The organism is Domibacillus iocasae (genome assembly GCF_001750285.1).
Classification (GTDB): Bacteria; Bacillota; Bacilli; order Bacillales; family Domibacillaceae; genus Domibacillus; species Domibacillus iocasae.
The window spans coordinates 107903-131288 of sequence record NZ_MAMP01000001.1; the positions used below are offsets into that span (position 1 = coordinate 107903).

Consider the following 23386-nt stretch of genomic DNA (forward strand, 5'->3'; position numbering starts at 1 on the left):
CTTTTAACAAAGCCTCTGCATTTGCTCTCAGGGGACTGCGTATTCCGATTCTCGCTTTTGAATAATGGCTAACATTTGGCCAACCCTCTATCCGCTTTAAGCTGGATTTCTCTCGTTATTATCCTTTTAATCCGGACAGCTGCGCAATTATTTTCGGGACTTCAAAATACAAAAAAGCACACGACCGGTTAAGGTTGTGTGCTTCTTTTCGCACTGCGGGCAAGCCCGAAATACGCGACCATTGCCAGCATGCTGGCGCCAAAGATCGTCAGACCCATTGGAACAGCTGTGTTTTCTCCGGCGATGCCGACGAGCGGCGCCGTCATGGCGCCGAGCGCAAATGGAAGCAAGCCAAGCAATGCTGAGGCGCTGCCCGCAATGTGCCCTTGCGTTTCCATCGCGAGCGAGAATGCGGAGGTTCCGATAATGCCGATGGATGAAACGAAAAAGAAGAGCGGGATCGCAATCGAGTAAAGAGGGCCGTGAATCAAAATCATGGCAAGCAAGACCGTCCCGGCAGCGGCAGACATAAACAAGCCGATCCGCAAAAAACGCTCCGTCGGAATATTGTCCGAAAACCGGCCCACTATTTGCGTGCTGATCATAATGCCTATTCCGTTCACGCCAAATAAAAAGCTGAATACTTGCGGCGACACTCCATATATATTTTGATAAACAAAAGGAATTCCGGATACATAAGCAAAGATGCCGCCGACCATGATCCCCTGTGCCAGCGCATACCCCATAAACTCACGATTTTTCAGTAGTGAACTGAAGCTGCGGAACGTATTCATAATACTGCTCGGCTGACGACTTTCGACCGGCAGCGTTTCGTCCAATTTCCATGTCACGACAAGCATTAATATAATGCCTACCGCACTTAATACAAGGAACACACCGGACCAGTCGGTAAAAGCGAGCACACCGCCGCCGATGACCGGCGCGAGTATCGGGCCTAAATTGTTAACGAGCATAAGCAAGGCGAAAAACTTTGTCAGTTCCCGGCCGCTGTACATGTCCCGGACGACTGCGCGGGAAATGACAAGTCCACCGGCTGCTGAAAACCCCTGCAGCACACGCGCCGCAATAAACCAGTAAATCGATGGCGCAAAGGCGCATAAAAGGGATGCGATAAAGTATACAAACAAGAAAAAAGTAAGCGGCTTTTTCCGTCCCCTTACATCGCTCATCGGACCAATAATAATTTGTCCAAGTGCCAGGCCGATTAAACAGGCGGTCAAACTGATTTGCACAAGTGATGCCGTCGTGCCGTAGTCATTAGCGATCGTTGGAAACGATGGCAAATACATATCAATTGTAAATGGTCCCATCGCGCCAAGCGCCCCGAGAAGCATCGCCATTTGCGTCCTCTTGGTACTGCGTTTTACATCCAAACTATACACCTCTCTCTATCTCCAAAAACAAAAGACGGCATTTATATAAAAGCCTGCTTTCATTTTACAGTATGACCAGTATAGCGGACTTTATCAAAATCGCCCAGCAATCGAGCTTGTTTTTCTGGCGCACTTTTTTAAAGTTATTATTCTGGAATTTTATTGATGCTTATTTACTGACTGATTATAATAATATTGGACTATAAAAACATTACTTACTGTAAATACGGGATTTTTAAATCGTTTTTTAGAAGGAGATCAGAAAAATGACGACGGACAATGAAATGGCAAATGATTCCCTTATCGGCAGGACAATTGAAGAAAGTCTTGCCTTTATTCGTTTCGATTTGAATCGCCGGGTCAACGCGGGACGACTGCCCCGTTTTCTTTCACTTATTTAAGCATATCCATATTGTTAAGTATCTAAGATTGTATTCCCCTCAGTATGGTAAAGATAATAAAAATGAAACCAATCTTCATGTTGATTCGTAAAAAAGAAAAAAAGGAAAGCAGGGATCTTATGTTAAAGAAAATCCTTAAACAATTACTAAATCAAAAATCTTCTCATGGCCGCCGTTATTCCAGCAGTGATCACCGGTATAGAAAGCATTCCCATCACTCATCAAAGCATGGGCATCATTACTACAAGAAAAAACGCGGATCTTCTTACAGCTCTTACAGCAGCTAAAGAAAGTGGATACTATTTTCTCCGTGCTATTTGAACGGCCGCTGAAGCCAGATACCCTGGTCCGCGGCCGCTTTAAGCTAAACAGCTTGATCGGCAAAGGAAGCTACGGCCTCACGTATAAAGCGAAAGATCTTCAAACAGGCAGTATTGTGGTCGTAAAGCAGCTGCGAAAACGAAAACGCCACAAGTCAGAAGAGGTCCAATATTTTTTGCAGGAAGCGGGCTTTTTGCAGCAATTCAATCACCCATCCATCCCTCAGTTTGTGGCTGCTTTTGAGGAAGACGGCGTTCCGTTTCTTGTCATGGACTTCATCGACGCGCCTAATTTTGAAGAGTTGATTTTTAACAAAAACAAGGTATACACCGAAAAAGAAACCTTTTTGATTTTGCTTGATGTCATCAATGTGGTTCAATACTTCCATCAGCAAGGCATTGTCCATCGTGATTTGCGCATCCCGAATATTTTATGGGACGGCACATCCATTTATATAATTGATTTCGGCTTGGCCCGGTTACTCGGCAGCAAGCCTTCCTCCCCTCGCAAAGGAAAAAAAGAGCATCCGCTGTTTCGGGAGCTGTCTGTCAGAAGCGACTTTTTCGCGCTCGGCCATTTTGCGCTGTTCCTCTTGTATTCCACGTTTGAACCTGCGTCAAAAAAAGAAAAAAGCTGGGAAGAAGAACTTGTTCTTTCCCCGGTGGCACGCCAAACGATTCGCCGGCTGCTTCAACTTGATCAGCCATATGAAACAATTACTGAACTTATTATTGACGCAGAAAGAGTTTTATCCGGTTATTGATGTGCTAACATTAAAGGAGATGTCTCAAAATAAACTGAGACACCTCCTTTTTTATGTTTATAAACAAATGTATCTTTTTTCCCTAACGAATCATTACGGCTGAAAAATCCGGTCAATTTGATTGATTTCGTCTTCTGAGAGCTTGACATCGAGCGTTTTCAAGTTATTCAGCACTTGATCGGACCGTTTCGCTCCCGGAATGATGACATCGATTGCGTCGCGTGTTAAATACCAGGCAAGGACCACATGTGCAAGCTCAGCTCCTTTTGCTTCTGCAATCGGACGGATTTGATCGATTTTTTCCAAGTTTGACGCAAATACATCTTTTTGGAAATACGGCAAACCGTTGCGCAAGTCATCAAACGTGGCATCTTTATCGTACTTGCCTGTCAGCAACCCGGATGCAAGCGGGAAATATGGGACAAAGGAAATATTTTGTTCCACTAAATAAGGAAATAACTCTTTTTCAGCATCACGTGCAAGCAGATTGTATTCGCCCTGGAACACATCCACATATCCATCCTTGTTGGCTTCTTTTAGCTGCTCAAGCGAAAAGTTTGAGACGCCGATATGGCGGATTTTGCCGGCATCTTTCAGCTCTTTTAATGCGCCCACTGCTTCATCTTTCGGTGTCTGTTCATCCGGAAAATGAATGTAAAATAAGTCGATGTAGTCGGTTTGAAGACGGCCAAGCGCCTCATCTACTGCGTTTTTCAAAAAGGCCGGTGAATTGTCGAATTTCTCGCCTCCATCTGTTAAAACATGAGCCGCTTTCGTTGCAATGACCGTTTCTGAACGGTTTCCGCGTTCCTTCAACACTTCGCCAATTAATTCTTCTGAGCGCTTTGGACCGTAAATAAATGCCGTATCAAGAAAATTCACGCCGTGATCAAGCGCCGTCCGGACCATTTCACGGCCCGCTTCTTCATCTAAATTCGGATATAAATTATGTCCTCCTACCGCGTTCGCTCCAAAGCCAATTGGATTTACATGAAGATCTGTTTTGCCGATTTGCACATGTTTCGTCATTATGTATCGTCTCCTTTTTATTTTTTCCATCCATTCCCTATTACCAGAATAGAACGACGTTAAACACCTTCTATTATTTTAAACATTCGTTCTTTTTTCATGAAACCCGCACAATTCACGAATAATGAGTTCACCCTTCATGACAAAAGAGCGAACCGTTTTTCATAAGGGTCAAAAGCAAATTGGTTGCTTTTGGGCCGATTTCGTACTTCAGCTGCTTGAGCGTTATCATGTGCGGGCTACGTGTTCCCGACTCCTGGCTGCTGGTGTAATGACGCGTTATTTAGGATGGCTTAATCAGCTCTATAACATCCATTAATCTTTTTTCCGCCATGGACGCAAGGCGCAGTGAATGTTTTTCAAAGGGCAGAGATTCCGTTACCGGATTGGGCACAATCACGCACTTTAATCCGGCCGTTACGGCTGCTTGACATCCATTTAAGGAATCTTCGAAAGCGACTGCTTCTGAAGAATGGATACGTAAGGCCTCGATTGCTTTTAAATACAGGTCGGGGGCCGGCTTTACTTTCTGAACATCCTCCTGCGTGATCATCACGTCAAAATAGTGCAGCAGTTCAAGTTCATGTAAATAATGGGTGACCCACTCCCTTGTGGAACTGGACGCAAGGGCAATTTTATATCCCAGCTTTCTGGCTTCTTCTAAATACTCTCTCACCCCTTCACGTGCCTGAGGAGTTTTCATCTTTCCTTTGTGTAAGGATTTTGCCAGGGCTTCTATTTCGTCAATGTTACAGCTCTCCCCCAGCTGTTCTCTGAAAAATGCATGAAGCTGCGTATCATCTGTTCCGATGCAGTGAACAAACCGTTCAAGCGGCAATTCAGCCTGATAAAAACCCATCGTTTCTTTATAAGCCTCATACCAAACCGTCTCCGTGTCAATAATTAGCCCATCAAAGTCAAAAATAATCGCTTTTATCAAAGCCTTTCTCCTTTCCCTTAACCATGCGCGGTGGATCGGACATGTGCCTCCACGTTTCGCGCTAGATCGAAACAAACATGGATGGGCGCGTCAATCTGGATTTCGTGCTGAATCGTCGGCATCCCTTCACCTGCTTTCTTTTCTCATTATACAATACAAAGTTTCCCAAAAAGAGTCTTGCACGTTTGAAATGATATGGTACATTAATTTGAAAGGACGTGAAGAAATGGAAAACTTTTATTTATTTTTGGTCATGTGTGTATTGTTGATTATTTTGCCGGGTCCGGATACGGCGATCGCTACGAAAAATACGCTGATATCCGGGCGGACAGGCGGTTTGAAAACCGTCATCGGGACATGCTGCGCGCTGCTTATTCATACATTGGCAGCAGTGGTTGGTTTGTCCGCGATTATCGTAAAATCCGCTTTTGTTTTTTCTATTTTCAAATATGCAGGCGCTGTGTATTTAATGTATCTCGGTGTGAAAACATTATGGGCGCTTCGCAGCAAGCACAAAGACCATTGGGCTGATACTGAGGAGGTTCATGCGGCAAAAGGAACTTCTTTTTTTAAGCAGGGATTTTTAACAAACCTGCTTAATCCGAAAGTGGCGGTTTTTTTCTTAACATTCCTGCCGCAGTTCGTTGATGCCGGTGCTGCTACATTTATGCCGTTTTTGGCAATGGGTATCACGTACATTCTTTTGACTGCTGTCTGGTTTTTATTTTATATTTATTTGCTCGATCACATTCGCGCGTTTATGAACAAGCCAAAACCCCAGACAATTATGGAAGGCATAACGGGCACGATTCTCATCGCTTTTGGGATCAAACTCGCTTTAGAAAAAGCATACTAATTACGAATCTGTGAATCATGCAGGTGGCTTTACACTAGAATCCGGCTCATTCTTCCCGCCGCTGATCGGATTGGCAGCGAGTTTCGCTGGAGAAAAAATCATCGTGGCTAAGCAGCATAATGAAAAAAACGCATAAGCTGCTTTTCATTATGTCGATTGTCTTAAATGTTTTCCTGATTCTTTCACTTCTTTTCGAGTAGTCGCGTTAACATTTGGATTTGATCTACAGACAAAAGTAAAGAAATTATATAAGTTGAACAAAGAGGCTTACTTTAGAAAACAGTGGCTGTTTAGGCTCGTGCCTTTCGTCTAGCTGCAGGGATGATCACCGATTTGTTCTGGAATCAGCTCTTCCAACTAACACCTTATTTTTGCAGACATAGGTCAGTCTTATAGAGAATGTCTGTCTATTTGAAGAGCAGCGAGTATTCAAGCAGGGGCGTTCCGCTTTTTATTGGTGCCAGCGGTTAGTTTATTCAAATCATTGTCCCAAAATCTATCTTCTCAATTCTATTAAAATAGATCGAAACATGGTAAAATGGATAGGTTGATGAAGAAACCGGCCTTGTGAAACACTCAGCAGAAATGAGGAAATAACGTGAGCGAAGTCGATCAAAAAGCAATCTTACAGGCGATTATGGATTTGTCTAAACAAGTGACGGGGCTGTCTGAACAACTAACAGAAACAGAATCGCGGCTGACAAGCCGTATGGATAAACTGGAACAAAAGCTGGATAAAGTCGATGCTAAAGTGACCATCCTGTCCGATGAACTGCTTGAAACACGAGCAGACGTGCTTATGCTGAAAAAAGCAAAATAATCTCTCATAGACCAAAAACGGCGTACGCAAACAGGCACGCCGCTTTTTTATTTCATTCACTATTTTTTGTAACTATATTGTAATATACGTAATATTATGTCATAATTGAATTCTATCTAAAATAATTTCAGGAGAGCTGTCATGAAAACATCTACGCCCTGCCCTCAATGTCATGAGCTGATTACGATGGAAGATATTGAAGATTTCGCCGGCCCGTTTCATATGAAATGCCCGAATTGCCGCACAAAACTGAAAGAAACAAAAGTGAGAACGTGGCTGCTCATGTTCATGATCGGTCTTATCCCTTTATTTATTTACCTGACAGCTGTCATTCAAGGTTATCTAGGCCGCTTTCTGCCCGTGATTGGACAGGTTCCAACCTTTTTTATTTTCCTTGCTTTCTGCGGTCCTTTATATATAATGTACGAACGCTTTAATGCTCTTCTCCTTTTCAACAAAGGAAATATTCAAATAAAATGAGCTGATTCCCGTGAAGAAAATCAGCTCATTTTTTATTTTTATGAAATATTTTCCTTTTAGTAAAATTTATCTAATACCGTTTTAATAGAAGAATGGGTCTATGTGTTTCGTAGATTAGTACATGTTTGAAAACACCGGCTGTCAATCATCACTCCACTTTATAAAGTATCCGCCTATTTCCACCCCAAGGGCTTCCGTCCATGCCTTGCCGGCTCGAATCAGCTGCAGAATCGCTGTATTCGTCAGATGAAATTTCGATGCCGTTTTCTTCAATCCATGATACGAGCTCACTGTTGCCCGAATTGTTGCCGTTCAGGAGAAAACACTTTACCTTAAAGGGTACCGGGTGAATGCTCACTTTTCTCGTTCAGCCAAATATTTTGCGTAAAGAATTGTATTTCGGGCTACATCCAATTCACAATTAAAAATTACCGGCTCCCCGGGCCTCCAATTGACTTCAAATAACCACAATTTTTGATTCTCATCAATGCCTATATCAACGCCCAGTTCATCAAATAAAACATCATTGTATAAAGATTCGAAATAAGTAGCGAAGTCAATGGCAAACCGCTCAACCTCCGCCTTCATCTCACGCCAGGAATCTGGAAATTCCTTTTTTAAAATATCATCCAAGTACCCCGTGTATCCACCGCTGCCCATATTGGATGTAACGCTCCCGATCGGGCCTATCCGTGGATACATAGATGTGATCACCCATTCTCCCAGCCCGTTCTTTTGAACATGCAGGCGCAAATCATATACATGGCCGGTATTGAGCCGGCACGAAAGAAAAGGCTGTGCAATGTACTCATTTGGCTGAATGTGGTCAGAAAACCACTTAAGCAATTTCTTTTTTTTGTAAGTGGTGCTGTTCCCTGCCTCCATCAGCTGATACCATCTGATGCTTTTCTTTTCAACAGTGATAATTCCTTTGCCTTGATGTCCCGATTTCGGCTTTAAAAGGACTTTCCCATATTGGCTGATCATGTCAAAAAGGATATCGCTATCAGTTAACTCAAATGTAGGAATAAGGTATTTCCCAAATTCCCTGCCCTCTTTAATCCGATTGTATACTCTTAGTTTGTTTCCGACGGAATGGCTGGTAAACGGAATGATCCCAGACAAAAAATCATACATTTCTTCCGCTTCGTCATCCGGCGGGGCACCCGCATTATAAATCACATCCGGAAAGGGGAAAATTTTTTCCACCCATTCCCCGTTTTCATATACTTTTCCAATGATTCTTTCCTCTTCCACCATCACATCTTTATGTGTAAAGTAAAAAAAGGGGACCCCTTCCGCTTTAGCCGCCGCTGCATATGCATATGCTTTTGTTACTCTTTCAGGATTCTCTCTGAAATGAAACATGCCAATTAACGTCATAATAAAGCCACCCCACCTTTTTCAAACCCTCCTTTCAGTTTATTAACGATTGCTTTTAAGGATACCAATTTTTTCTTCTTTGATTTCTTTCTTCCTTTACTTTCTAATCGTACTAATTCTTTTTTAAACATCATAGGTATTCTCGTACTCGACTGATTGAATATCACGTCGTTCGCTTTTATATTAACTATTTTCTATTTTCTCGTTTTTAAAGATCTTTCTCAGATGCAAAACATTTTATCGTTCCTGTCTCCCTCTTTTGCAGCTGAATACCATTTTTTTAAGCATTTTAATTGAAGCCATTCCCTTTGTGTTCTGATCGTTGCTTTAGTCGTCAGTATTTTTTTAAAAGGCTCTGTTAAACGCTGGTGTTGATTTTTCGCAGAATGCAGTATAAGCAGTTGACCGAAACTGTTACACAAAAGGCTTTTCAATAACTGACTTAAAAGAAAGGCTCAAAAATATTGTTAATTTTCTTGTTAAACCAATGGAAAGAGGTTAATTTAATAAGAAAAACCAAGAAGTGAAATCTAAAGTTATTGTGAAATTTACCTTTATTTGTTAGGGTTAAGCGTAGGAGATGGCTAGAAAGGGGATAAGATTTGAGATGCAGAAGAACTTGTAATGATTTGTAATTGGGTATAGTAGGATCTCTCTCTTTATTTAAGAGGGGGTATTTGACTATCTACAATCTTACAAGGACTCTATGATTCCGAATCAACCCCTTTTGATAAAGGTTGGATGCTGTTTGTGTTTATGCCTTTTTATTTAAGAATAATTATATCTTCTGTTGACCTTATCAATGTGTCCTTCATATAAAGGGGTATTTTAATGAATCATTTAAAAGAAAAAATTGCTATTATTACTGGAGCAAGTCGTGTTAAAGGTATCGGGGCAGCTATTTGTAGAGAGTTAGCCAAAACAGGGTATCATATATTTTTTACTTATTGGACTGATTATGATAAAGAAATGCCTTGGAGTATTGAATTAGACGAGCCAATGAAATTAAAAGAAGAATTAATACGAAAAGGTGTCAAGGCTTCCTGCATGGAACTAGACTTATCTAATCCTGATGCACCTCAACAACTGTTAAATGAAGTAATTGAGCAACTTGGTTATCCAGATATCCTAATTAATAATGCAGCATTCTCAACTAATACCGACTATTCTAACCTAGATGCAGAAGAATTAGACAAGCATTATATGATTAATGTTCGTGCAACAACACTTTTAAGTATTCAATTTGCTCGAAAATTTGACAAGAAATCTGGAGGAAGAATTGTCAATCTTACTTCAGGTCAATTTCAAGGACCAATGCCTGGTGAATTAGCGTATGCAACTACAAAAGGGGCAGTCGATGCCCTAACGATTACATTATCGGCGGAACTTGCCCCCTTGGGGATAACAGTCAATGCAGTAAATCCAGGACCAACTGATACAGGATGGATGACAGAAACGATAAAGAGTGACCTAAAACCGTTGTTTCCTTTCGGCAGGATAGGTGAACCAAGAGATGTTGCAAAAACGATTAAGTTTCTGGTGAGTAATGAAGCTGATTGGATTACTGGCCAAATCATTCATTCCGAGGGTGGTTTTAGAAGATAAATTAAACAGAAAGTGCTTTTGCTTCATGAATGGCTAATGGGTGCGGTTAGTTCAAGAAAGACCAAACAAAGAACCAAAAATGGTCCTTTTTTTTGATGAAGTATCAACATCATCGTTTACCACAGCCTAAAAAAAAGATGGTTATTACCCAACAGTTCGTCCATACGGGTCAGCTGCACTAATCTTGGCTTAGACAGCAGTTGACTGATACTGTTGAGTAAAAGGCTTACTTAAAAAAAGGCTCATTCAAGGCTAATATAGATTTTCTTGTTTAACTAAAGGGGCAGATTTGTTGAAGAACAGTTAAATAAAGAAGTTATAAAAGTATGGATAAACTAATGTTTTTTTTATACGCGTTTATTATTCAATTTGTTTTTGGACTTTGTGTGATTATTAATCTAAACCAAAATACGAATCGGTCTTTTAGTGAACTAAGCGGTGAAGAACTTACAAAATCTATTATCATTGGAGTTTTAGGGCTTACTGCGCTTATTTTTTCCGTGATGCTTATAATGTAAGATTTCAAGAAATTTCAAAAAGAGCGAGAATAACATTATCTCTTTTTTCATTATTTTTTTCAGTTATCACAGCAGTCTTCCTTGTTGGTGATTATTTGTTAAGTTAAAAGAATTTAATAAGAAGTATTAATCAACTGTTACTCAATATTTAAAAAACATTAAATACCAACAGCAAACTTTAACAGAGCCTTATTTAAAAACGCTGGTTTTTTCATTTTTGTATATAGAAACACTATACAATAAGTTCATCCAAACATGAAAGGATGTTTTTGTATGAACGCAGCAGACTCCTTGACACTCCCACGCCTGCAGTGATCTTTCCTGATTGGAAAATGTGTAAACGCTGCCAAAGTACCTATTTTTCTTTCACCAACTTATACCCCTTCTGCTTCATAATATGCTGCAGCCCCTGTTTAAAGGATTGAAAGGTGGGGACATCAAAGCTTATTTGTTTTTGAACGATAGACTGCGCCATCTTCGCCCCAATTCCAACAAAGAAAACCTGGACCCCCATTAACCCTAATGCATTCACCAGATTGCGCAGCCCAACCACTTCAAAAGGCTCTAGAGAGTATTGAAACGATGTAAAGTCGATAATCATCGTCGTTGTGTGGTGTTCTGAACAATAGGACAAAATTTTTATTTGCATGGATTCCAGCCTTTCTGCTGTTAACCTTCCGGTGACGGGCACAAGATTAACGGAATCAATAATCGTACTGAGGATAGGTGCATCAATCTCTTGCAATAATTCCTTTCCTTCTTTAATGATGTCTTCATATTCTGTAACATCTTTCCACGTAAGGATGAATCCGCATCGTCTTCCTGTTTCCTCTTTTATCTCATCAACCAAAATACTTGCCGCAAACCTTTTAAATAACGTGATGCTGGCAACATGTGGAAACGGACCTTCTTTTAAGATTTTCATCTGTTTTTCTCCATGGAAACGGGAAACATTCATCCCGATGAAGTCATCCGGATTCGGCATCTTAACATAAGGGCCAACCTTCAATAGCAACTCTTTTGCCTTTTCATTGACCCAAATAATCTGTTGGTCTGCATTCGTGATAAAGATGTTTTCATCGATTTTATTTAGTAGCTGGTAGGTATTAACCTTATCTAAAATATCCGCCATTATTAAGCACCCCACTTTCTTCACGTCTTTAGGATAATAAAATTTCCTTAACTATACAATCCTTTTATCGGCTTCTGGCTGAATTTTATGAATCCCCTCATACTTGCTCAGCTTGTCAGCGGCTTACGTCTTTTTTTGTCTGTTTTTCATTCAGCTTTTTCGAATGTGGGGACGAAAGAATAAGAGGGATCACGTTTGTCATGATGGGTGCCGGCACGATCACAATTATGCCGGTTCACCCGGTAAAAGAATCATCTCGTATTCTATTTTGGTATTCCCGCTGCTAACCGGTTTTTTATTACCGCCCCAAACGCTGGGTGCTTTGATTGCCGCTAAAAAAGGAACCGTTTTAACATTAAAACCAGCCCAACCGCAAGCCCAGGAAGAAGCGGCTGTCGACCGAAAAGAAATAGTGAAAAGTGAATATGACGAGAACATGAATCGGCTGGAAAAGGATTCTGTGATCCAAATGGAAGATGATGTGTTCGAGCCTTATTACGGACGAATCAGCACCGATCCTCAAAAATACGTCGGCCGCACCATAAAAATGACTGGATTTATTTACAAAGAAGAAGGGTTTCAATCCAATCAGCTCGCCTTAACCCGGTTTTTAATCACCCATTGTATTGCAGATGCAGCGAGCAATAGATTTTTAACAGAATTTGACGAGGCTTCCGCTGTGGAACAAGATACGTGGCTGGAAATAGAAGGAACAATCGAACTTACTTAATACGACGGAGCTGAAATGCCCCTGCTGAATGTCACATCGTGGAAAATCATTGCTGAGCCAAATAAACCTTATGTGTATCCGGTTTATATCAAAATCCTTTAAAAATAGCCGGCTCAATAGATGACTTGAGCCGGCTTCTTCTCTAATAAAGAGTCCCCTTGCATCATATCCAAAGTTACTTCACACTTTCTAACGCTTTTTTGACGTTAGCAAACGTATTAATGGAAGAGATATTAATACGGCTATTCACTACTATTTGTGCCAGCTCAGGCCGCAAGCCCGTCGTTAGGACACAAATACCCATTAATTGAAGCATGCTTCCGATTTGATCGAGATATTCGGCAATGTCTACATTAATCGTATAAATACCTGAAAAGTCGGCAATCAAATAATGAATATCCATTGCCCCTATTTTTGGAATAACATGCTCAATAATATAATTTACCCTATATGTATCAATATCTCCAATTAAAGGAAGGATTACAACCCCGTCTTTAACAGGTATAATAGGCGCTGATAATGCCGCCAGCTCCTTTTGTGTTACTTCTCTGGATTCCTCGAAAAGCCGCTCGAAAGCGAAGATGGTTTCATTTAAGCTAATATCGAGCAATGTGTTTAGCCGTTTTATAATGAATGCATTTTCCTTTATAGACAACCCGAGCTCTATACTGATTTCCGTTACGATTTCCAGCAAAACATCTCTTGTCGGAGGATAACGAACGGCAATTTCTGATATTTTTCCATTTGAAGATATTTGCATAGCCGCATTTTTTTTACTCCAATCAATAAAAAAATCAGGAACTAATTCCTTGTCTTCATTCACAAGCGACTCGCCAAAAAAACGTAAAAGTGATACATACATGTCAATAGCTTGTTTTTTTTCCCATTGAGGAATATCTAATTTCAATCTGTGCAAGACACCTTCAACTACTTCAAGCGCTAAAGACTCCACATTTTCACCAATGTATGTAGAAAAACGCAAAAACAAATTCATCGATATGCCTCCTGTTCTTCCTGCTAATGAAATTATTATAACCTATAAAATATTTCTTCAATTAATCTCTTACTTGTTTTTTAAAGAATAAATTTATATAGATGTGAATAGACTAACATCAAAGCGGAAAGACTCTTTATACCTATCATCAATATTTCAAATTTTACTATATCTATTAAAAAACTGATAGGAGTGACATATTTTGAACATTCGTCAAGATGCCTGGTCAAAAGACGATGATCTCCTTCTCGCCACTATTGTACTAAAACATGTCAGAGAAGGAAGCACCCAATTAAAAGCGTTTGAGGAAGTAGCGGAGATCGTTAACCGCACTGCCGCCGCTTGCGGATTTCGATGGAATGCGGTTGTCCGCCAGCATTATATTTCAGAAATGGAGACGGCAAAAAAAGAAAGAAAGCAGCGAATCCGCATAGAGAGAGGGCAGCCAGAAAGAAAAATGGAACATACATCTCCTTCCCGCCTTTCTGAAGCATCAAAAAATGGGATCACGATGTCAGATGTTATTCACTACTTAACAACCATTGCACCGGCGGAAAATGCAGTGTCCTTGCAGGAAGAAAACAACCGGCTGCAACGTGAACTGGAAGCCGTCAAAAAAGAACTTCATCAGTTAAAAGAAGGCTACAAGTCTATGCAGGAGGATTATGAATCTCTCATACAGATTATGGAGCGTGCCCGAAAATTAGTCGTTTTTTCAGAAGATGCGCCTGCTTCTACTAAATTTAAAATGGATAAAAACGGAAACCTAGAGAAAGTAGCGGAATAACGGCAATACGGCGATTCCGTTTTTTTTGATTTAAAAAATGAAAGAAGAATTTACAACACACTGTAACAAACTCTTACTTAACGTTCTACAGACCAATTCCTCAAAACAGTTGCTTGTTTGCTTTATTTAATTGAAGATAACATCGGTTCATCCTTTTTGCCTGGAAGCATATGATGCACAGGCACATATGTATGCCCGTCATTTCTCTTCTTCCTATTCCGGCACGATAGAAGATGCCGTAACGGGAACCACTGTTTATGTAAAATACTTCGAATTTCATCTCAGTTCGTGAAGACAGTGCAATATATGATATACTTAACGGTAGAGGTGTAAAAATGGCAGAAAAAAATAAGTACCATACTGGAGAAGTAGTCAGGATAAAAGAAACGAATGAATTAGTCACGATAAATAAATGGCAGTACGTGAAGAATATGAAGGCATACTCTTATACAGTAAAAGAGCACTCAGCAACTTTTTATTTCGAAGATGAGTTTGCAGCCAATAATTGAAGGAACCAACCGATCTCTTTTAGTTAGCGTAAAAAAGATCGGTTGGTTTTTTTATTCAAATATTCCTTTGACGATTGGTATTTTATTTTCAACCATGACGCGTCCTTTCGCTAATACACTGTGGATCATCAGATTTTCTTTTTCGAGTAAGACGAGATCTGCATCTTTTTCTTTCTCAATTGTGCCTTTCGCATGCAATTTTAATATTTTCGCAGGGTTGGAGGTAATAACCCGCAGTGCGGTTTCCAATGGAATGTCCTCAATTTGGACGGCATCCTTTACTTCTGCATATAAGGATTCCACTTTTCCAACCTGCAGACCCGCATACTCTCCGTCTGAATGAAAGAGCGGCAAGCTCCCCTGCCCATCTGAAGAAAAGGTAATGGCCGAAATGGAAACTTTTTTTTCAAGCATGAGGCGAAGCGCCTTGCTGCACTTTACTTTTTCTTTCTCCTTCTTCCGAGACTGGCCAGCGCTGCTCGTTGTGAAGTCCACATATCCCCCATTTAATGCGTACTGAATACCAGCATTAAACAATTCCCTGTTTCGATTCATATGTGTTGGGTGAAAGTGATGAATCGGAATATCCGTTTTGGCCGCTAATTCTTCCAGCAACCGGAGTTTGTCTGCACTGTCACCGACATGAATTTCCAGCACTCCGGCTTTCCCTGATAACATTCCGCCGTTTCGGGCAGCTGCCGCTATTTTTGCCAGCTCATTAAAAGTCGGCTGGGAAGAACGATGATCAGAAATGGCAATTTCTCCAACCCCGATAATTTTATCGATAAAGATCAGATCGCTTTCGATGGACCCGGTTAATGTTTTTACTGGTATTTGGTAGGAGCCCGTGTGAACAAAGCACGTTACTCCTTCTTCTTCAAGCGCATGTGCTTTTGCCAGAAGGCTTTCCATTCGTCTCGTTGTCCCATCTGTGCCTAGTACACCAACAAGCGTTGTAATCCCCGAAAGCGTTGCGTCCGTTAACGAAATTTCCGGTGTCCGGGTTTTAAAACCGCCTTCGCCGCCGCCGCCGATTAAATGAACGTGAGAATCAATAAACCCCGGCACAATGAGCTTTCCTTCCGCGTCGATCTCATGGACGGATAACGAAGTGCCTGAAAGGTCAATATCCTCTTTTATCTCCATGATCTTTCCACCCGCAAGCAAAAGATCCTTTTTTCCTCTGTATTCGGGTGCATACACTTCACCATTTTTCATTAACGTAAGCAATCCGGCTCCTCCTTTTGAAGGTGATTTTTTTATGGCATCACGAGTATTCTTCTCCTCTCTTTATACCTATTCAAATAAAAAGAAAAAAACCGTCTGCACTAATAGACGGTTTCGCTTTTTGGCAAACTCTTTATTCTTTTTGTGCCCACTGTCCGATTGATGGGTTAAATGAGCCGTACGCTATGAGTTTCCCATTTTTATGAAACTCCATAAACCCGTACCTCTCCAGCCACCGGTACGCATTTTTTCTTTTTTCGTCATCAAACACAACAAATAAGTACTCATTCGGCTTTAAGCGATAACGGAACTGAAGAATGATATGGAGTGCTTTTTTCAGCCCTTCAAGTCCCGCTTTTCCCGTTGCCTCCTGCTTCGCACCGCGCCGGTTGTGGTTCTTCCAGTTATTCGCTTTTTTGCGGGAGTCCGTGATAATCGCAGCCGCATTCCATACATACACCACCCGGTCTGAGACAAACTCTTTTTCCCGCCAAAAATATACATGCACGGATTGACCATTGCTTAATTTTTCACAGTACCGTACTTGGCTTTTTCTATTTTTCACTAAATCACGCATGAACCGCATTCCCTTCATTATTTCCACGTTCAAAAAAGAAGCCTCTAGACAAAATAGAGGCTTCACACATATCCTTACTGTTCTTCCGCCTCCTGAAACGCTGCGGATACCTTTTCGAATTCTTCCTCATCCTCAATGATTGATAATTGCTCAACATTTTCACTTTTTAAAAAGAAAACATCCACCTCTACGTCTGATTCTTCCTCAATTTCTTCGGTAAAAGCAACAGCAGCATATTCTGTTCCATCAACGCTTAACGTGCCCAGCACTTCAATTTCCTGCTCCTGATCATTTTCATCGATCAATGTAAAAATGTCGCCCACTTCAATTTTTTCCATATTACCTGCTCCTCTCATACTCTTCTAAAATCATGTCTGTACATACTTTGCCCAATTTTTGCTCAATTATTTAGTATTCGTCTGACTTTCCTCTTTTACACATACCTGGAAACTTTAAAATCTTCTTGATGCTGTTCAATCATTTTTAAGCAGCTGAATAATCCACTTGTTTTGTGCAACAAATTTTTTCACGTTTACTTCAATTAAACAGGCACTCACGATAATAGCCATAATGCCAATCCATCCCATGCTCAATCCTTTTTTCTCGAGAGTGAAAAAAGTTTTTTCCAGATTTACCCTTTAGTTTCTTGTATTCATCCCGATAATAAAGGAGGGAGGTGACTTCTTTGGATATTGCTGCTTTATCAATGGGAATGAGCAATGCTTCCCTCAGCCAGAGTGTCAGCATTGCGCTGACAAAAAAAACGATGGACATGGCCCAGCAAAACGCCAATCAAATGGTACAAATGCTGCAGGCTCCCCATCCGACGCTTGGAAAATCAATTGACGTAAAAGGGTAACAAGAAAAGTGAAGCACACGTATGTTTATTCGCCATTGTTTTTATGTCAATCGGTATCGAGTACTTGTTGGAGACAAGTGAGGTAATGTGCGCCAGGTGATGGCGGCCGTGCCAGGCGTACATTCCAATATTTTCTCCTACCGTCACTTCTCTTGAGTCCGGATGAATGAATGTTTTTCCAGGTCCCGTTTGTACGTCAGACAAAAGACATGGCCACCGCTTGTGCAAAGATTCGAGCAAACGGTTTTATTTTTCACCGACCGGCTGCTCTTTTTTCCATTCAATGACATGAGGACTCGCTTTTTCAAAACCCCGCTCCAAAATCTCCATACTCGTTAACAGTTCACGGTCACTGACTAGCTTTTCTCCGCCGTGGAGAATTGCCTTGTATAAATTGTTATATACTTTTCCATAATCACCTTGAGGAGTAGGAATCGTATTTCATGCTCCTCGCCGTTCGAGTCGATATACACAGCTGTGCCATAGGCCATTTTCAGGATCGGCCCCAAATCCATTCTCCTCCGGCATAATTCCTGCTTTTAAGCGTGTCTCCTGCTGGTCGATTCCATACTTTATGAAACTTCCTTATTGTTCTATATAATGTCTAAAGGTTAAGAATCATCCATTCAATTAAACGATGAACAAAAAAAGAATGACCGAATCATTTCGGCCACTCCTTATACCTCAGCTTCTATATTTGCTTAAAACAAGCTGCTGAACAACATATATTGATCTCTCAATTTTTCGTCATCGGATTTGTCGGCTGCTTCTCTCGTTACATCACGTTCACGGGCCAGAATGTAGACTGCGTCGTCTTCCGCCGCCATTTTTGTAAGGATATGCACTGTCTGAAGGTCTGCTGCACCAGTATGAAGTTCATGTAACGAAGCCATTTTCTTTTCCTCCTCTTAGTTCAGTTTCTCCAAAGGCAGCCTACTGAAAGAATGAAAGAAAACTCGACAAACATCTTAAAATCTATTTCCCGTACCGGCCCCACCTACGCCAAATACCTTGACAGCCACTTTTGCCATCCTGCCCGAGTCAACCATTCGATATGTTGACTCTTTTTATTTACCCATCCTGTGTTTCCGGCAAACCATTTTTTCTATTTTTTTAATTTTTTGTTCTTTGCTTAGATGATATCTTCCACGGCACCGCTAAAAGATAGCAGACTGCGGCATATTCCGGGTCATTTTTGGCAATTCCCATTGCAGATGCGTTAATTTATAATTGAAGGCGTGATGGTCATCAACAAAATACATGCGCACCGCTCCTTTTTCGTTCGTTGCTTTTTTTATTTATCACATACGAATTCATCCACATTGACTTTTTTATTGGTTTTTAGGGTGCTGTTGATTATTTTCTTCATTTGCTTTTTTTCTTTTTTGATAAAAGGAACGAACAGGACTAACAAAAACGGAGAGAAGGATAAGAAAAAAGACAGCCAGTTCAGCCAATTCCATCACAAGAAAAGGATTCGTCGTATTTTTTAAAGAAGTGTTAAAATCAACATTACTTAAAAAGACATCCCAGCCCATTGAAAAGGCCATTAATAAAAGCAATATCATAAGTGAAATTCCAAGGACCTTCATTGTTCTCACCTTCTTTCCTTTTAAAAATCGGTTCAAACTGTCTCATTTATTTATGGCTTGGTCGTTCTGTTTTCCTTTTTTAAAAAAAGCAATAATCAGCAGGATGACCGGGATCATTACTTGAAATGGAAAATGTACATATAAAGGGACAATATCTACCCCTTCCTGAAGATGCTCTGTAAAATTGCTCGCGATCATCATGGATAAAAGCAGGATGACGACTCCCAGAGGATAAGCCAGCTGGGTCGGTTCTTTAATCTTAAATAAACTCGCAGTCCCGGCCACAGACACATAAAAAAATAAGGTTATTTTAAAGAAACCGCCAATAACCGAAGCAACCATAAAAGAGACATCCAGCCGTTCCAAAAAACCTGCTACCTCAATGGCTTGTATCGTAGAAAGCAGGGGAAAAAGTGAACGTTCAACAGTTGCTACTCCGAGTACACTCGTATTTAAAGCCATAATCAAAGCCAGTGTAACGCCGCTTATCCCTAATGCAAGCAATCCAGTCCGTTTTGCTTTTTTGGGCTGATTTAAATAGGGCAAAATCATCATAAATACGACTATTTCTCCAAAAGGAAAATACAGGGTTTGGGTAAAGGCCGTTTTGATAACCGGTTTCATTCCTTCTTCGAGAACGGGCTGTAAATTAGAGATTTCAATAATACCTGCGACAACAATTAGAAAAAGCCCGCTAATGGCGAGTAAACTCACTAATACAAATAGTAATTCCCCTGTTCTGGCCAAGACTTCAATTCCTTTGCGAACGGTATAGACAGCAACAAGGACCATCAGAGCATTCATAATAAACAAGGGGGTTTCGGGATAAAAAACGATCACAAGCATTTCTCCAAAATCCCTCACTACTCTAGCTGAAAGATACACAAAATAAAGCACATACAAGAAGGCGATCATTCTTCCTAAAACAGTGCCCATTATTTTTTGTGCATAGTCAGTGGGCGGTGTATCAGGGTAGTACGCGTAAAGACTATAATAGACCAAAAATAAGCAAAACCCGGCTGCCATTCCAATTAAAATGGCCAGCCAGGCATCCTGTTTCGCTTCAATCGCAAGAGGAATCAACATGGCGCTGCCAAGTTCAAATAATACAATGAGAACAAACAGCTGGTATGCGCTGATTTTTGCTTTTTCCATTGATTCTTCACTCCTGTTCATGAATGTTTATTTTTCGGTATTTGAATGAAATGAATTTGTTCTTAAACCGGTACGGCGTATAAAAGCGTCAACTTTTACGTTCACATTTACATATGGAAAATACTCATCATCCCAATCACGCTTCATTTTTTTCCATTTTTCCGGGTCAGTACGATGAACCACTTCACCGAATCCGAAAATATCCGAGTTGTTTTTTTGAGTTCTTGTAACGGCCTTTTCTAACTGTTTCTTGATTTCTTTTTCTATTTCTTTTTCTAAATCCGAGATGACAGCTGGATCGGTTATATCTACTGGTGTCGTGAGTTCACGAATATCCCCTTCCGCACGGACATGAATCGTCATTTCAGGGTACGTATTTTTAGTATCAGCCGAGACATTTGTTTTTTGCCGGATGACGTTATAAACAACGGCATTTTTCTTCCCTTTCCAGCTCACTTTTACGTCTGTTTGTTGAATTTTATCAAGAATCCACATCGTCCCTTTTGCCAAATCACCTTCATACCAGTCGATTAACTTTTCTTCTTTAAAAACAGCCAGTCCGCTTGCTTCAAGCGTAGCATCGAGCTCAGATTGCTGAACATTCTCCATCTTTTTCCCCTTTTCGGGTTCTCCTTTTATACGAAATCCGCTGATGACTGGTTCTCTCCCGAGAGAAGCGCTGACCGAAATAAAATCCTGAATGCTGACAACAATGTTTTCTCCCCTTGCCCGTTCCGTAACGAGCAATGTTTTATTCACTTTCTCCGATGGAACTTTATCAATGGATGTCAAAGATTTAACAATATCCCCCGCTTTTGCATCACGGGCAATCACGATCTTTGACTCTGTCCGGACTTCCGGGTCGCGCTCAAAGGCGTCTATAATCCCATCGATCCCTTCCTCTCTTGCCACCTCTTCACTGATCACCAACAGATTTGCATGAGCGTGGTACAATCTTCGTGAAACTTTGGCGGATGCGTTAATATGCGCCTCAAGTATCGTGTCCCCTGTCGCAGTATAAACAGTAACGGCCGGTCCTTGACCGCCCCCGCCCCCCTGAAGCCCCCCGGCTACATTTCCCGGATTAACAAACTGAATGGTCTTAACGTATTTTCCATCTTCATTTTTATCAATGGCCATGGCTGATATAATCGCCAGCTCATTTAATTCCTTCTGACTCCAACACCCCGATATGAATACTGTGCTTATCATTATGAAAAAAAGAAACATCGCTTTGCGATTCAATTTATTCACCTTTTTCCGTGTAATGATTGGTCATGTTGCGAGGTCCTGGGGGCCCTGGCTTCTGATGCTTGCCTTCGCTGACCTTATTTTCACCGCTGATCAAATGTGGTCTTTTGCTGTAAGCCCAAATCGGTTTTCGTAAGATAGTATCGCCCGCTTCACCTGGAATAAACGGTGCGAGCGGTGACATATACGGTACACCGAAGGAACGCAGACTGCATAAATGGACGGTCAGCATGATAAACGCCAGAATAATTCCATAAAAACCAAACGTTGCCGCACTGATCATAAATACGAACCTGACCAACCGGGCGGAGATCGCTACCGCATAAGAAGGAGTTGCAAAACTGGCAATGGCTGTCATCGAGACGATAATGACCATGGCGGGTGAAACAATGCCAGCCTGTACAGCCGCCTGCCCAATGACAAGCGCTCCTACAATGGATACGGTCGAGCCAATCGCTTTTGGCATCCGGATCCCTGCTTCTCGTAATATTTCAAATGTTACTTCCATTATGAGTGCTTCAACAAAAGCAGGAAAAGGCACTGATTCCCGCTGTGCCGCAATAATAATGGCAAGCTGCGTTGGGATCATCTCCTGGTGAAAGGTTGTAGCTGCAATATAAACGGCAGGTGCGATAAGCGATATCAAGAAGGTAACTGTACGCAAAAAGCGAAGGGCTGTCGAAATATCAAAACGTTCATAATAATCTTCAACGGATTGAAAAAAATCAATAAATAATGCCGGTACCAGCAGCACAAATGGAGTCCCATTTACTAAAATGGCAATCCTGCCCTCGAGAAGATTGCCCGCGACACAATCTGGCCTTTCGGTATGATGAACGGTTGGGAATGTGGTCAGTGTCTGATCTTCAATCAGCTGTTCAATATAACCCGATTCAAGAATGCCATCAATATTAATTCTTTTTAATCGCTTGCGGACTTCTTCGACGATTTCATTCTTCGCAATGCCATTTATATACATAATGGATACTTCTGTTTTAGTCATTTTGCCGATCTTCATGGATTCCGTCCATAAATTTGGATTGTTGATGATCCGGCGTACCATCGCTGTATTCGTCTCGATTGATTCAGTAAATGCTTCTTTTGACCCACGGACTGAAACATTTGTGGTTGATTCCTGAACGGAACGTCTTGCCCCGCCCTGGGTACTGGCACTGAGTGCTTTATTGATCCCATCGATGAGAAGGATCGTATTACCTGCCATCAAGACAGTGAATAATTCCTCCCAATCTTGTACTGATTTGACACCGCCAAGAGCCACTGCCTCTTCGGTAATAATGTCTAAAGCTTCATTTGGCATAATCTTTTCTTGTAACGCTTTGTTTTTCATTATCTGCTCAATCAAAAAATCATTTATAGATTGACTGTCAACCATGCCTTTTACATACAAAACAGCTATTTTAATTTCAGATTGGGGTCCAATGTTTATTAACCGGATGACGAGATCTGAGCTGTACCCCGTTTTTTGTCTGATTTTATCAACATTGGCAGCGAGAGAACTTCCAATAAAATCCTTTTCTTCAGCGCTATTCTTTGACGAACCTGAGCTGTCTCTTTCTTGCCTTTTGCCTTTGTTTGATTGTTTTTTTCGCTTAAAAAAAGGAACCATAGCAGCCATTACCTCTCTTTATATGTTGAGATCATTATGTCCGGAGAGGTCGGTTTTTAAACAAATCTTCCGTTTTAAAAATGAACGTATGGAGTAAAGTGGATGAAAAAGATTTAAAGAACACGCAAATTTCTTAACAGCAGGGAATCGCTTTCAATTCAGGCATGGTTTTGAGTTTTGATTCAATGTTCATCTGCCTGTTCAGCGGATGCTCTTTTAATTTTGTTTACTTTTTCAGTAGGGACAACAGTTTCGTTTGGTCCTTAGATCCAGTACACTCCAGCAATTTTTGCATAATTTCTGCAATTCACATTGACAAAACCGACAATCGGTAATACGATGGAAAAAATGAAACAACAATGAAACGCTTCGACTGGGAGCATTAAGGAATCGTGATTGTTTTTAGAGAGCTGCCGCTTTGGTGAAAGGCAGTCAA

Annotated in this window: 24 protein-coding genes, 3 pseudogenes and 1 other annotated feature (1 of these 28 only partly in view); of the genes and pseudogenes, 11 read left to right on the forward strand and 16 right to left on the reverse strand. The window is 41.0% G+C overall.

Translation table 11 applies throughout. From position 1 onward, the window contains the following. Positions 1–188: 188 nt before the first annotated feature. The gene (locus BA724_RS00590) at positions 189–1394 is read right to left on the reverse strand and encodes a Bcr/CflA family multidrug efflux MFS transporter (RefSeq protein ID WP_083255974.1); all 1206 of its coding nucleotides are present in this window, start codon (positions 1392–1394) and stop codon (positions 189–191) included. Positions 1395–1660: 266 nt separating this feature from the next. Between BA724_RS00590 and BA724_RS18955 the strand changes: the two genes are divergently transcribed. Continuing rightward, the gene (locus tag BA724_RS18955) at positions 1661–1795 is read left to right on the forward strand and encodes a hypothetical protein (protein WP_281181977.1); all 135 of its coding nucleotides are present in this window, start codon (positions 1661–1663) and stop codon (positions 1793–1795) included. Between the two features lie 292 nt (positions 1796–2087). Further along, a complete protein-coding gene (locus BA724_RS00595; RefSeq protein ID WP_069936755.1) occupies positions 2088–2879 on the forward strand; it encodes a serine/threonine protein kinase in 792 nt (263 codons plus the stop codon). Between the two features lie 93 nt (positions 2880–2972). Here the strand turns inward: BA724_RS00595 and BA724_RS00600 are convergent, their stop codons facing one another. Both BA724_RS00600 and BA724_RS00605 read right to left on the reverse strand, forming a co-directional pair. Beyond that, positions 2973–3908 (reverse strand): aldo/keto reductase, encoded by a 936-nt coding sequence (locus tag BA724_RS00600; protein WP_069936756.1) that lies wholly within the window; start codon positions 3906–3908, stop codon positions 2973–2975. Positions 3909–4191: 283 nt separating this feature from the next. Continuing rightward, positions 4192–4845 carry an HAD family hydrolase gene (locus BA724_RS00605; RefSeq protein WP_211272204.1) on the reverse strand — a complete coding sequence of 218 codons (654 nt, stop codon included), beginning with the start codon at positions 4843–4845 and terminating at the stop codon, positions 4192–4194. 229 nt (positions 4846–5074) lie between these two features. On the opposite strand from BA724_RS00605, the gene BA724_RS00610 reads away from it, so the two are divergent. From BA724_RS00610 to BA724_RS00620, 3 genes are all read left to right on the forward strand, one after another. After that, entirely contained in the window at positions 5075–5704 is a 630-nt protein-coding gene (locus BA724_RS00610; RefSeq protein ID WP_069936900.1) for a LysE family translocator, read from the forward strand. Between the two features lie 598 nt (positions 5705–6302). Further along, complete coding sequence (locus BA724_RS00615; protein ID WP_069936758.1) at positions 6303–6524, forward strand: hypothetical protein; 222 nt, start codon at positions 6303–6305, stop codon at positions 6522–6524. Between the two features lie 141 nt (positions 6525–6665). Then, positions 6666–7004 (forward strand): hypothetical protein, encoded by a 339-nt coding sequence (locus BA724_RS00620; protein WP_069936759.1) that lies wholly within the window; start codon positions 6666–6668, stop codon positions 7002–7004. Positions 7005–7152: 148 nt separating this feature from the next. Here BA724_RS00620 and BA724_RS18770 read toward each other — a convergent pair. Together BA724_RS18770 and BA724_RS00625 are read right to left on the reverse strand one after the other, a co-directional pair. Then, a pseudogene (locus tag BA724_RS18770) lies at positions 7153–7338 on the reverse strand (hypothetical protein); the annotation flags it as partial. A gap of 20 nt (positions 7339–7358) precedes the next feature. After that, positions 7359–8387: a YheC/YheD family endospore coat-associated protein gene (locus tag BA724_RS00625; RefSeq protein ID WP_069936760.1), complete on the reverse strand. Its 1029-nt coding sequence runs from the start codon at positions 8385–8387 to the stop codon at positions 7359–7361. Between the two features lie 831 nt (positions 8388–9218). Between BA724_RS00625 and BA724_RS00630 the strand changes: the two genes are divergently transcribed. Next, a complete protein-coding gene (locus tag BA724_RS00630; RefSeq protein ID WP_069936761.1) occupies positions 9219–9992 on the forward strand; it encodes an SDR family oxidoreductase in 774 nt (257 codons plus the stop codon). An 873-nt stretch (positions 9993–10865) separates the two neighbouring features. On the opposite strand, the gene BA724_RS00640 is transcribed toward BA724_RS00630, so the two are convergent. Next, positions 10866–11642, reverse strand: coding sequence for a hypothetical protein (locus BA724_RS00640; protein WP_069936763.1), 777 nt, complete (start codon positions 11640–11642; stop codon positions 10866–10868). A gap of 112 nt (positions 11643–11754) precedes the next feature. Between BA724_RS00640 and BA724_RS00645 the strand changes: the two genes are divergently transcribed. Beyond that, positions 11755–12372 (forward strand): TIGR03943 family putative permease subunit, encoded by a 618-nt coding sequence (locus tag BA724_RS00645; protein WP_281181979.1) that lies wholly within the window; start codon positions 11755–11757, stop codon positions 12370–12372. A gap of 175 nt (positions 12373–12547) precedes the next feature. Here the strand turns inward: BA724_RS00645 and BA724_RS00650 are convergent, their stop codons facing one another. Then, a complete protein-coding gene (locus tag BA724_RS00650) occupies positions 12548–13366 on the reverse strand; it encodes an STAS domain-containing protein (protein WP_069936765.1) in 819 nt (272 codons plus the stop codon). A 202-nt stretch (positions 13367–13568) separates the two neighbouring features. On the opposite strand from BA724_RS00650, the gene BA724_RS00655 reads away from it, so the two are divergent. From BA724_RS00655 to BA724_RS18400, 3 genes and pseudogenes are all read left to right on the forward strand, one after another. Continuing rightward, entirely contained in the window at positions 13569–14153 is a 585-nt protein-coding gene (locus tag BA724_RS00655; RefSeq protein WP_069936766.1) for an RsfA family transcriptional regulator, read from the forward strand. 142 nt (positions 14154–14295) lie between these two features. Next, positions 14296–14403, forward strand: a pseudogene (locus BA724_RS18775) (isomerase); the annotation flags it as partial. Positions 14404–14488: 85 nt separating this feature from the next. Further along, a complete protein-coding gene (locus BA724_RS18400; RefSeq protein ID WP_169818470.1) occupies positions 14489–14662 on the forward strand; it encodes a hypothetical protein in 174 nt (57 codons plus the stop codon). Between the two features lie 51 nt (positions 14663–14713). On the opposite strand, the gene iadA is transcribed toward BA724_RS18400, so the two are convergent. The 3 genes from iadA to BA724_RS00670 all read right to left on the reverse strand — a co-directional run bounded on the left by iadA (position 14714) and on the right by BA724_RS00670 (position 16804). Beyond that, on the reverse strand, positions 14714–15892 hold the full coding sequence (gene iadA / locus BA724_RS00660; protein ID WP_069936767.1) for a beta-aspartyl-peptidase: 1179 nt from the start codon (positions 15890–15892) through the stop codon (positions 14714–14716). A gap of 130 nt (positions 15893–16022) precedes the next feature. Continuing rightward, a complete protein-coding gene (locus BA724_RS00665; protein ID WP_069936768.1) occupies positions 16023–16499 on the reverse strand; it encodes a hypothetical protein in 477 nt (158 codons plus the stop codon). 41 nt (positions 16500–16540) lie between these two features. Further along, positions 16541–16804, reverse strand: coding sequence for a DUF1292 domain-containing protein (locus tag BA724_RS00670; protein WP_069936769.1), 264 nt, complete (start codon positions 16802–16804; stop codon positions 16541–16543). A gap of 347 nt (positions 16805–17151) precedes the next feature. Between BA724_RS00670 and BA724_RS17725 the strand changes: the two genes are divergently transcribed. Further along, complete coding sequence (locus BA724_RS17725) at positions 17152–17325, forward strand: YjfB family protein (RefSeq protein WP_083255977.1); 174 nt, start codon at positions 17152–17154, stop codon at positions 17323–17325. A gap of 75 nt (positions 17326–17400) precedes the next feature. On the opposite strand, the pseudogene BA724_RS18780 reads toward BA724_RS17725, so the two are convergent. The 6 genes and pseudogenes from BA724_RS18780 to BA724_RS00695 form a co-directional block, all read right to left on the reverse strand. Continuing rightward, positions 17401–17565, reverse strand: a pseudogene (locus BA724_RS18780) (metal-dependent hydrolase); the annotation flags it as partial. A gap of 461 nt (positions 17566–18026) precedes the next feature. Beyond that, positions 18027–18218: a hypothetical protein gene (locus BA724_RS00675; protein WP_069936770.1), complete on the reverse strand. Its 192-nt coding sequence runs from the start codon at positions 18216–18218 to the stop codon at positions 18027–18029. A gap of 438 nt (positions 18219–18656) precedes the next feature. After that, entirely contained in the window at positions 18657–18953 is a 297-nt protein-coding gene (locus BA724_RS00680) for a YczF family membrane protein (RefSeq protein ID WP_141719835.1), read from the reverse strand. 6 nt (positions 18954–18959) lie between these two features. Next, positions 18960–20072 carry a GerAB/ArcD/ProY family transporter gene (locus BA724_RS00685; protein ID WP_069936772.1) on the reverse strand — a complete coding sequence of 371 codons (1113 nt, stop codon included), beginning with the start codon at positions 20070–20072 and terminating at the stop codon, positions 18960–18962. A 27-nt stretch (positions 20073–20099) separates the two neighbouring features. Further along, a complete protein-coding gene (locus tag BA724_RS00690) occupies positions 20100–21302 on the reverse strand; it encodes a Ger(x)C family spore germination protein (RefSeq protein WP_342669980.1) in 1203 nt (400 codons plus the stop codon). Between the two features lie 16 nt (positions 21303–21318). Beyond that, positions 21319–22950: a spore germination protein gene (locus tag BA724_RS00695; RefSeq protein WP_069936901.1), complete on the reverse strand. Its 1632-nt coding sequence runs from the start codon at positions 22948–22950 to the stop codon at positions 21319–21321. A 360-nt stretch (positions 22951–23310) separates the two neighbouring features. Next, positions 23311–23386: a binding site (T-box leader), on the forward strand; it runs 148 nt beyond the window's last position.

Excerpts from the sequence above, each read along its gene's own strand:
- BA724_RS00670 (WP_069936769.1), bottom strand. The coding sequence starts at position 16,804 with ATGGAAAAAATTGAAGTGGGCGACATTTTTACATTGATCGATGAAAAT.
- BA724_RS00675 (WP_069936770.1), bottom strand. The coding sequence starts at position 18,218 with ATGGCTTCGTTACATGAACTTCATACTGGTGCAGCAGACCTTCAGACA.
- BA724_RS00610 (WP_069936900.1), top strand. The coding sequence starts at position 5,075 with ATGGAAAACTTTTATTTATTTTTGGTCATGTGTGTATTGTTGATTATT.
- BA724_RS00620 (WP_069936759.1), top strand. The coding sequence starts at position 6,666 with ATGAAAACATCTACGCCCTGCCCTCAATGTCATGAGCTGATTACGATG.
- BA724_RS00625 (WP_069936760.1), bottom strand. The coding sequence starts at position 8,387 with ATGACGTTAATTGGCATGTTTCATTTCAGAGAGAATCCTGAAAGAGTA.
- BA724_RS18955 (WP_281181977.1), top strand. The coding sequence starts at position 1,661 with ATGACGACGGACAATGAAATGGCAAATGATTCCCTTATCGGCAGGACA.
- BA724_RS00685 (WP_069936772.1), bottom strand. The coding sequence starts at position 20,072 with ATGGAAAAAGCAAAAATCAGCGCATACCAGCTGTTTGTTCTCATTGTA.
- BA724_RS00600 (WP_069936756.1), bottom strand. The coding sequence starts at position 3,908 with ATGACGAAACATGTGCAAATCGGCAAAACAGATCTTCATGTAAATCCA.
- BA724_RS00640 (WP_069936763.1), bottom strand. The coding sequence starts at position 11,642 with ATGGCGGATATTTTAGATAAGGTTAATACCTACCAGCTACTAAATAAA.
- BA724_RS00650 (WP_069936765.1), bottom strand. The coding sequence starts at position 13,366 with ATGAATTTGTTTTTGCGTTTTTCTACATACATTGGTGAAAATGTGGAG.
- BA724_RS00690 (WP_342669980.1), bottom strand. The coding sequence starts at position 21,302 with ATGTTTCTTTTTTTCATAATGATAAGCACAGTATTCATATCGGGGTGT.
- BA724_RS00630 (WP_069936761.1), top strand. The coding sequence starts at position 9,219 with ATGAATCATTTAAAAGAAAAAATTGCTATTATTACTGGAGCAAGTCGT.
- BA724_RS18400 (WP_169818470.1), top strand. The coding sequence starts at position 14,489 with ATGGCAGAAAAAAATAAGTACCATACTGGAGAAGTAGTCAGGATAAAA.
- BA724_RS00695 (WP_069936901.1), bottom strand. The coding sequence starts at position 22,950 with ATGGTTCCTTTTTTTAAGCGAAAAAAACAATCAAACAAAGGCAAAAGG.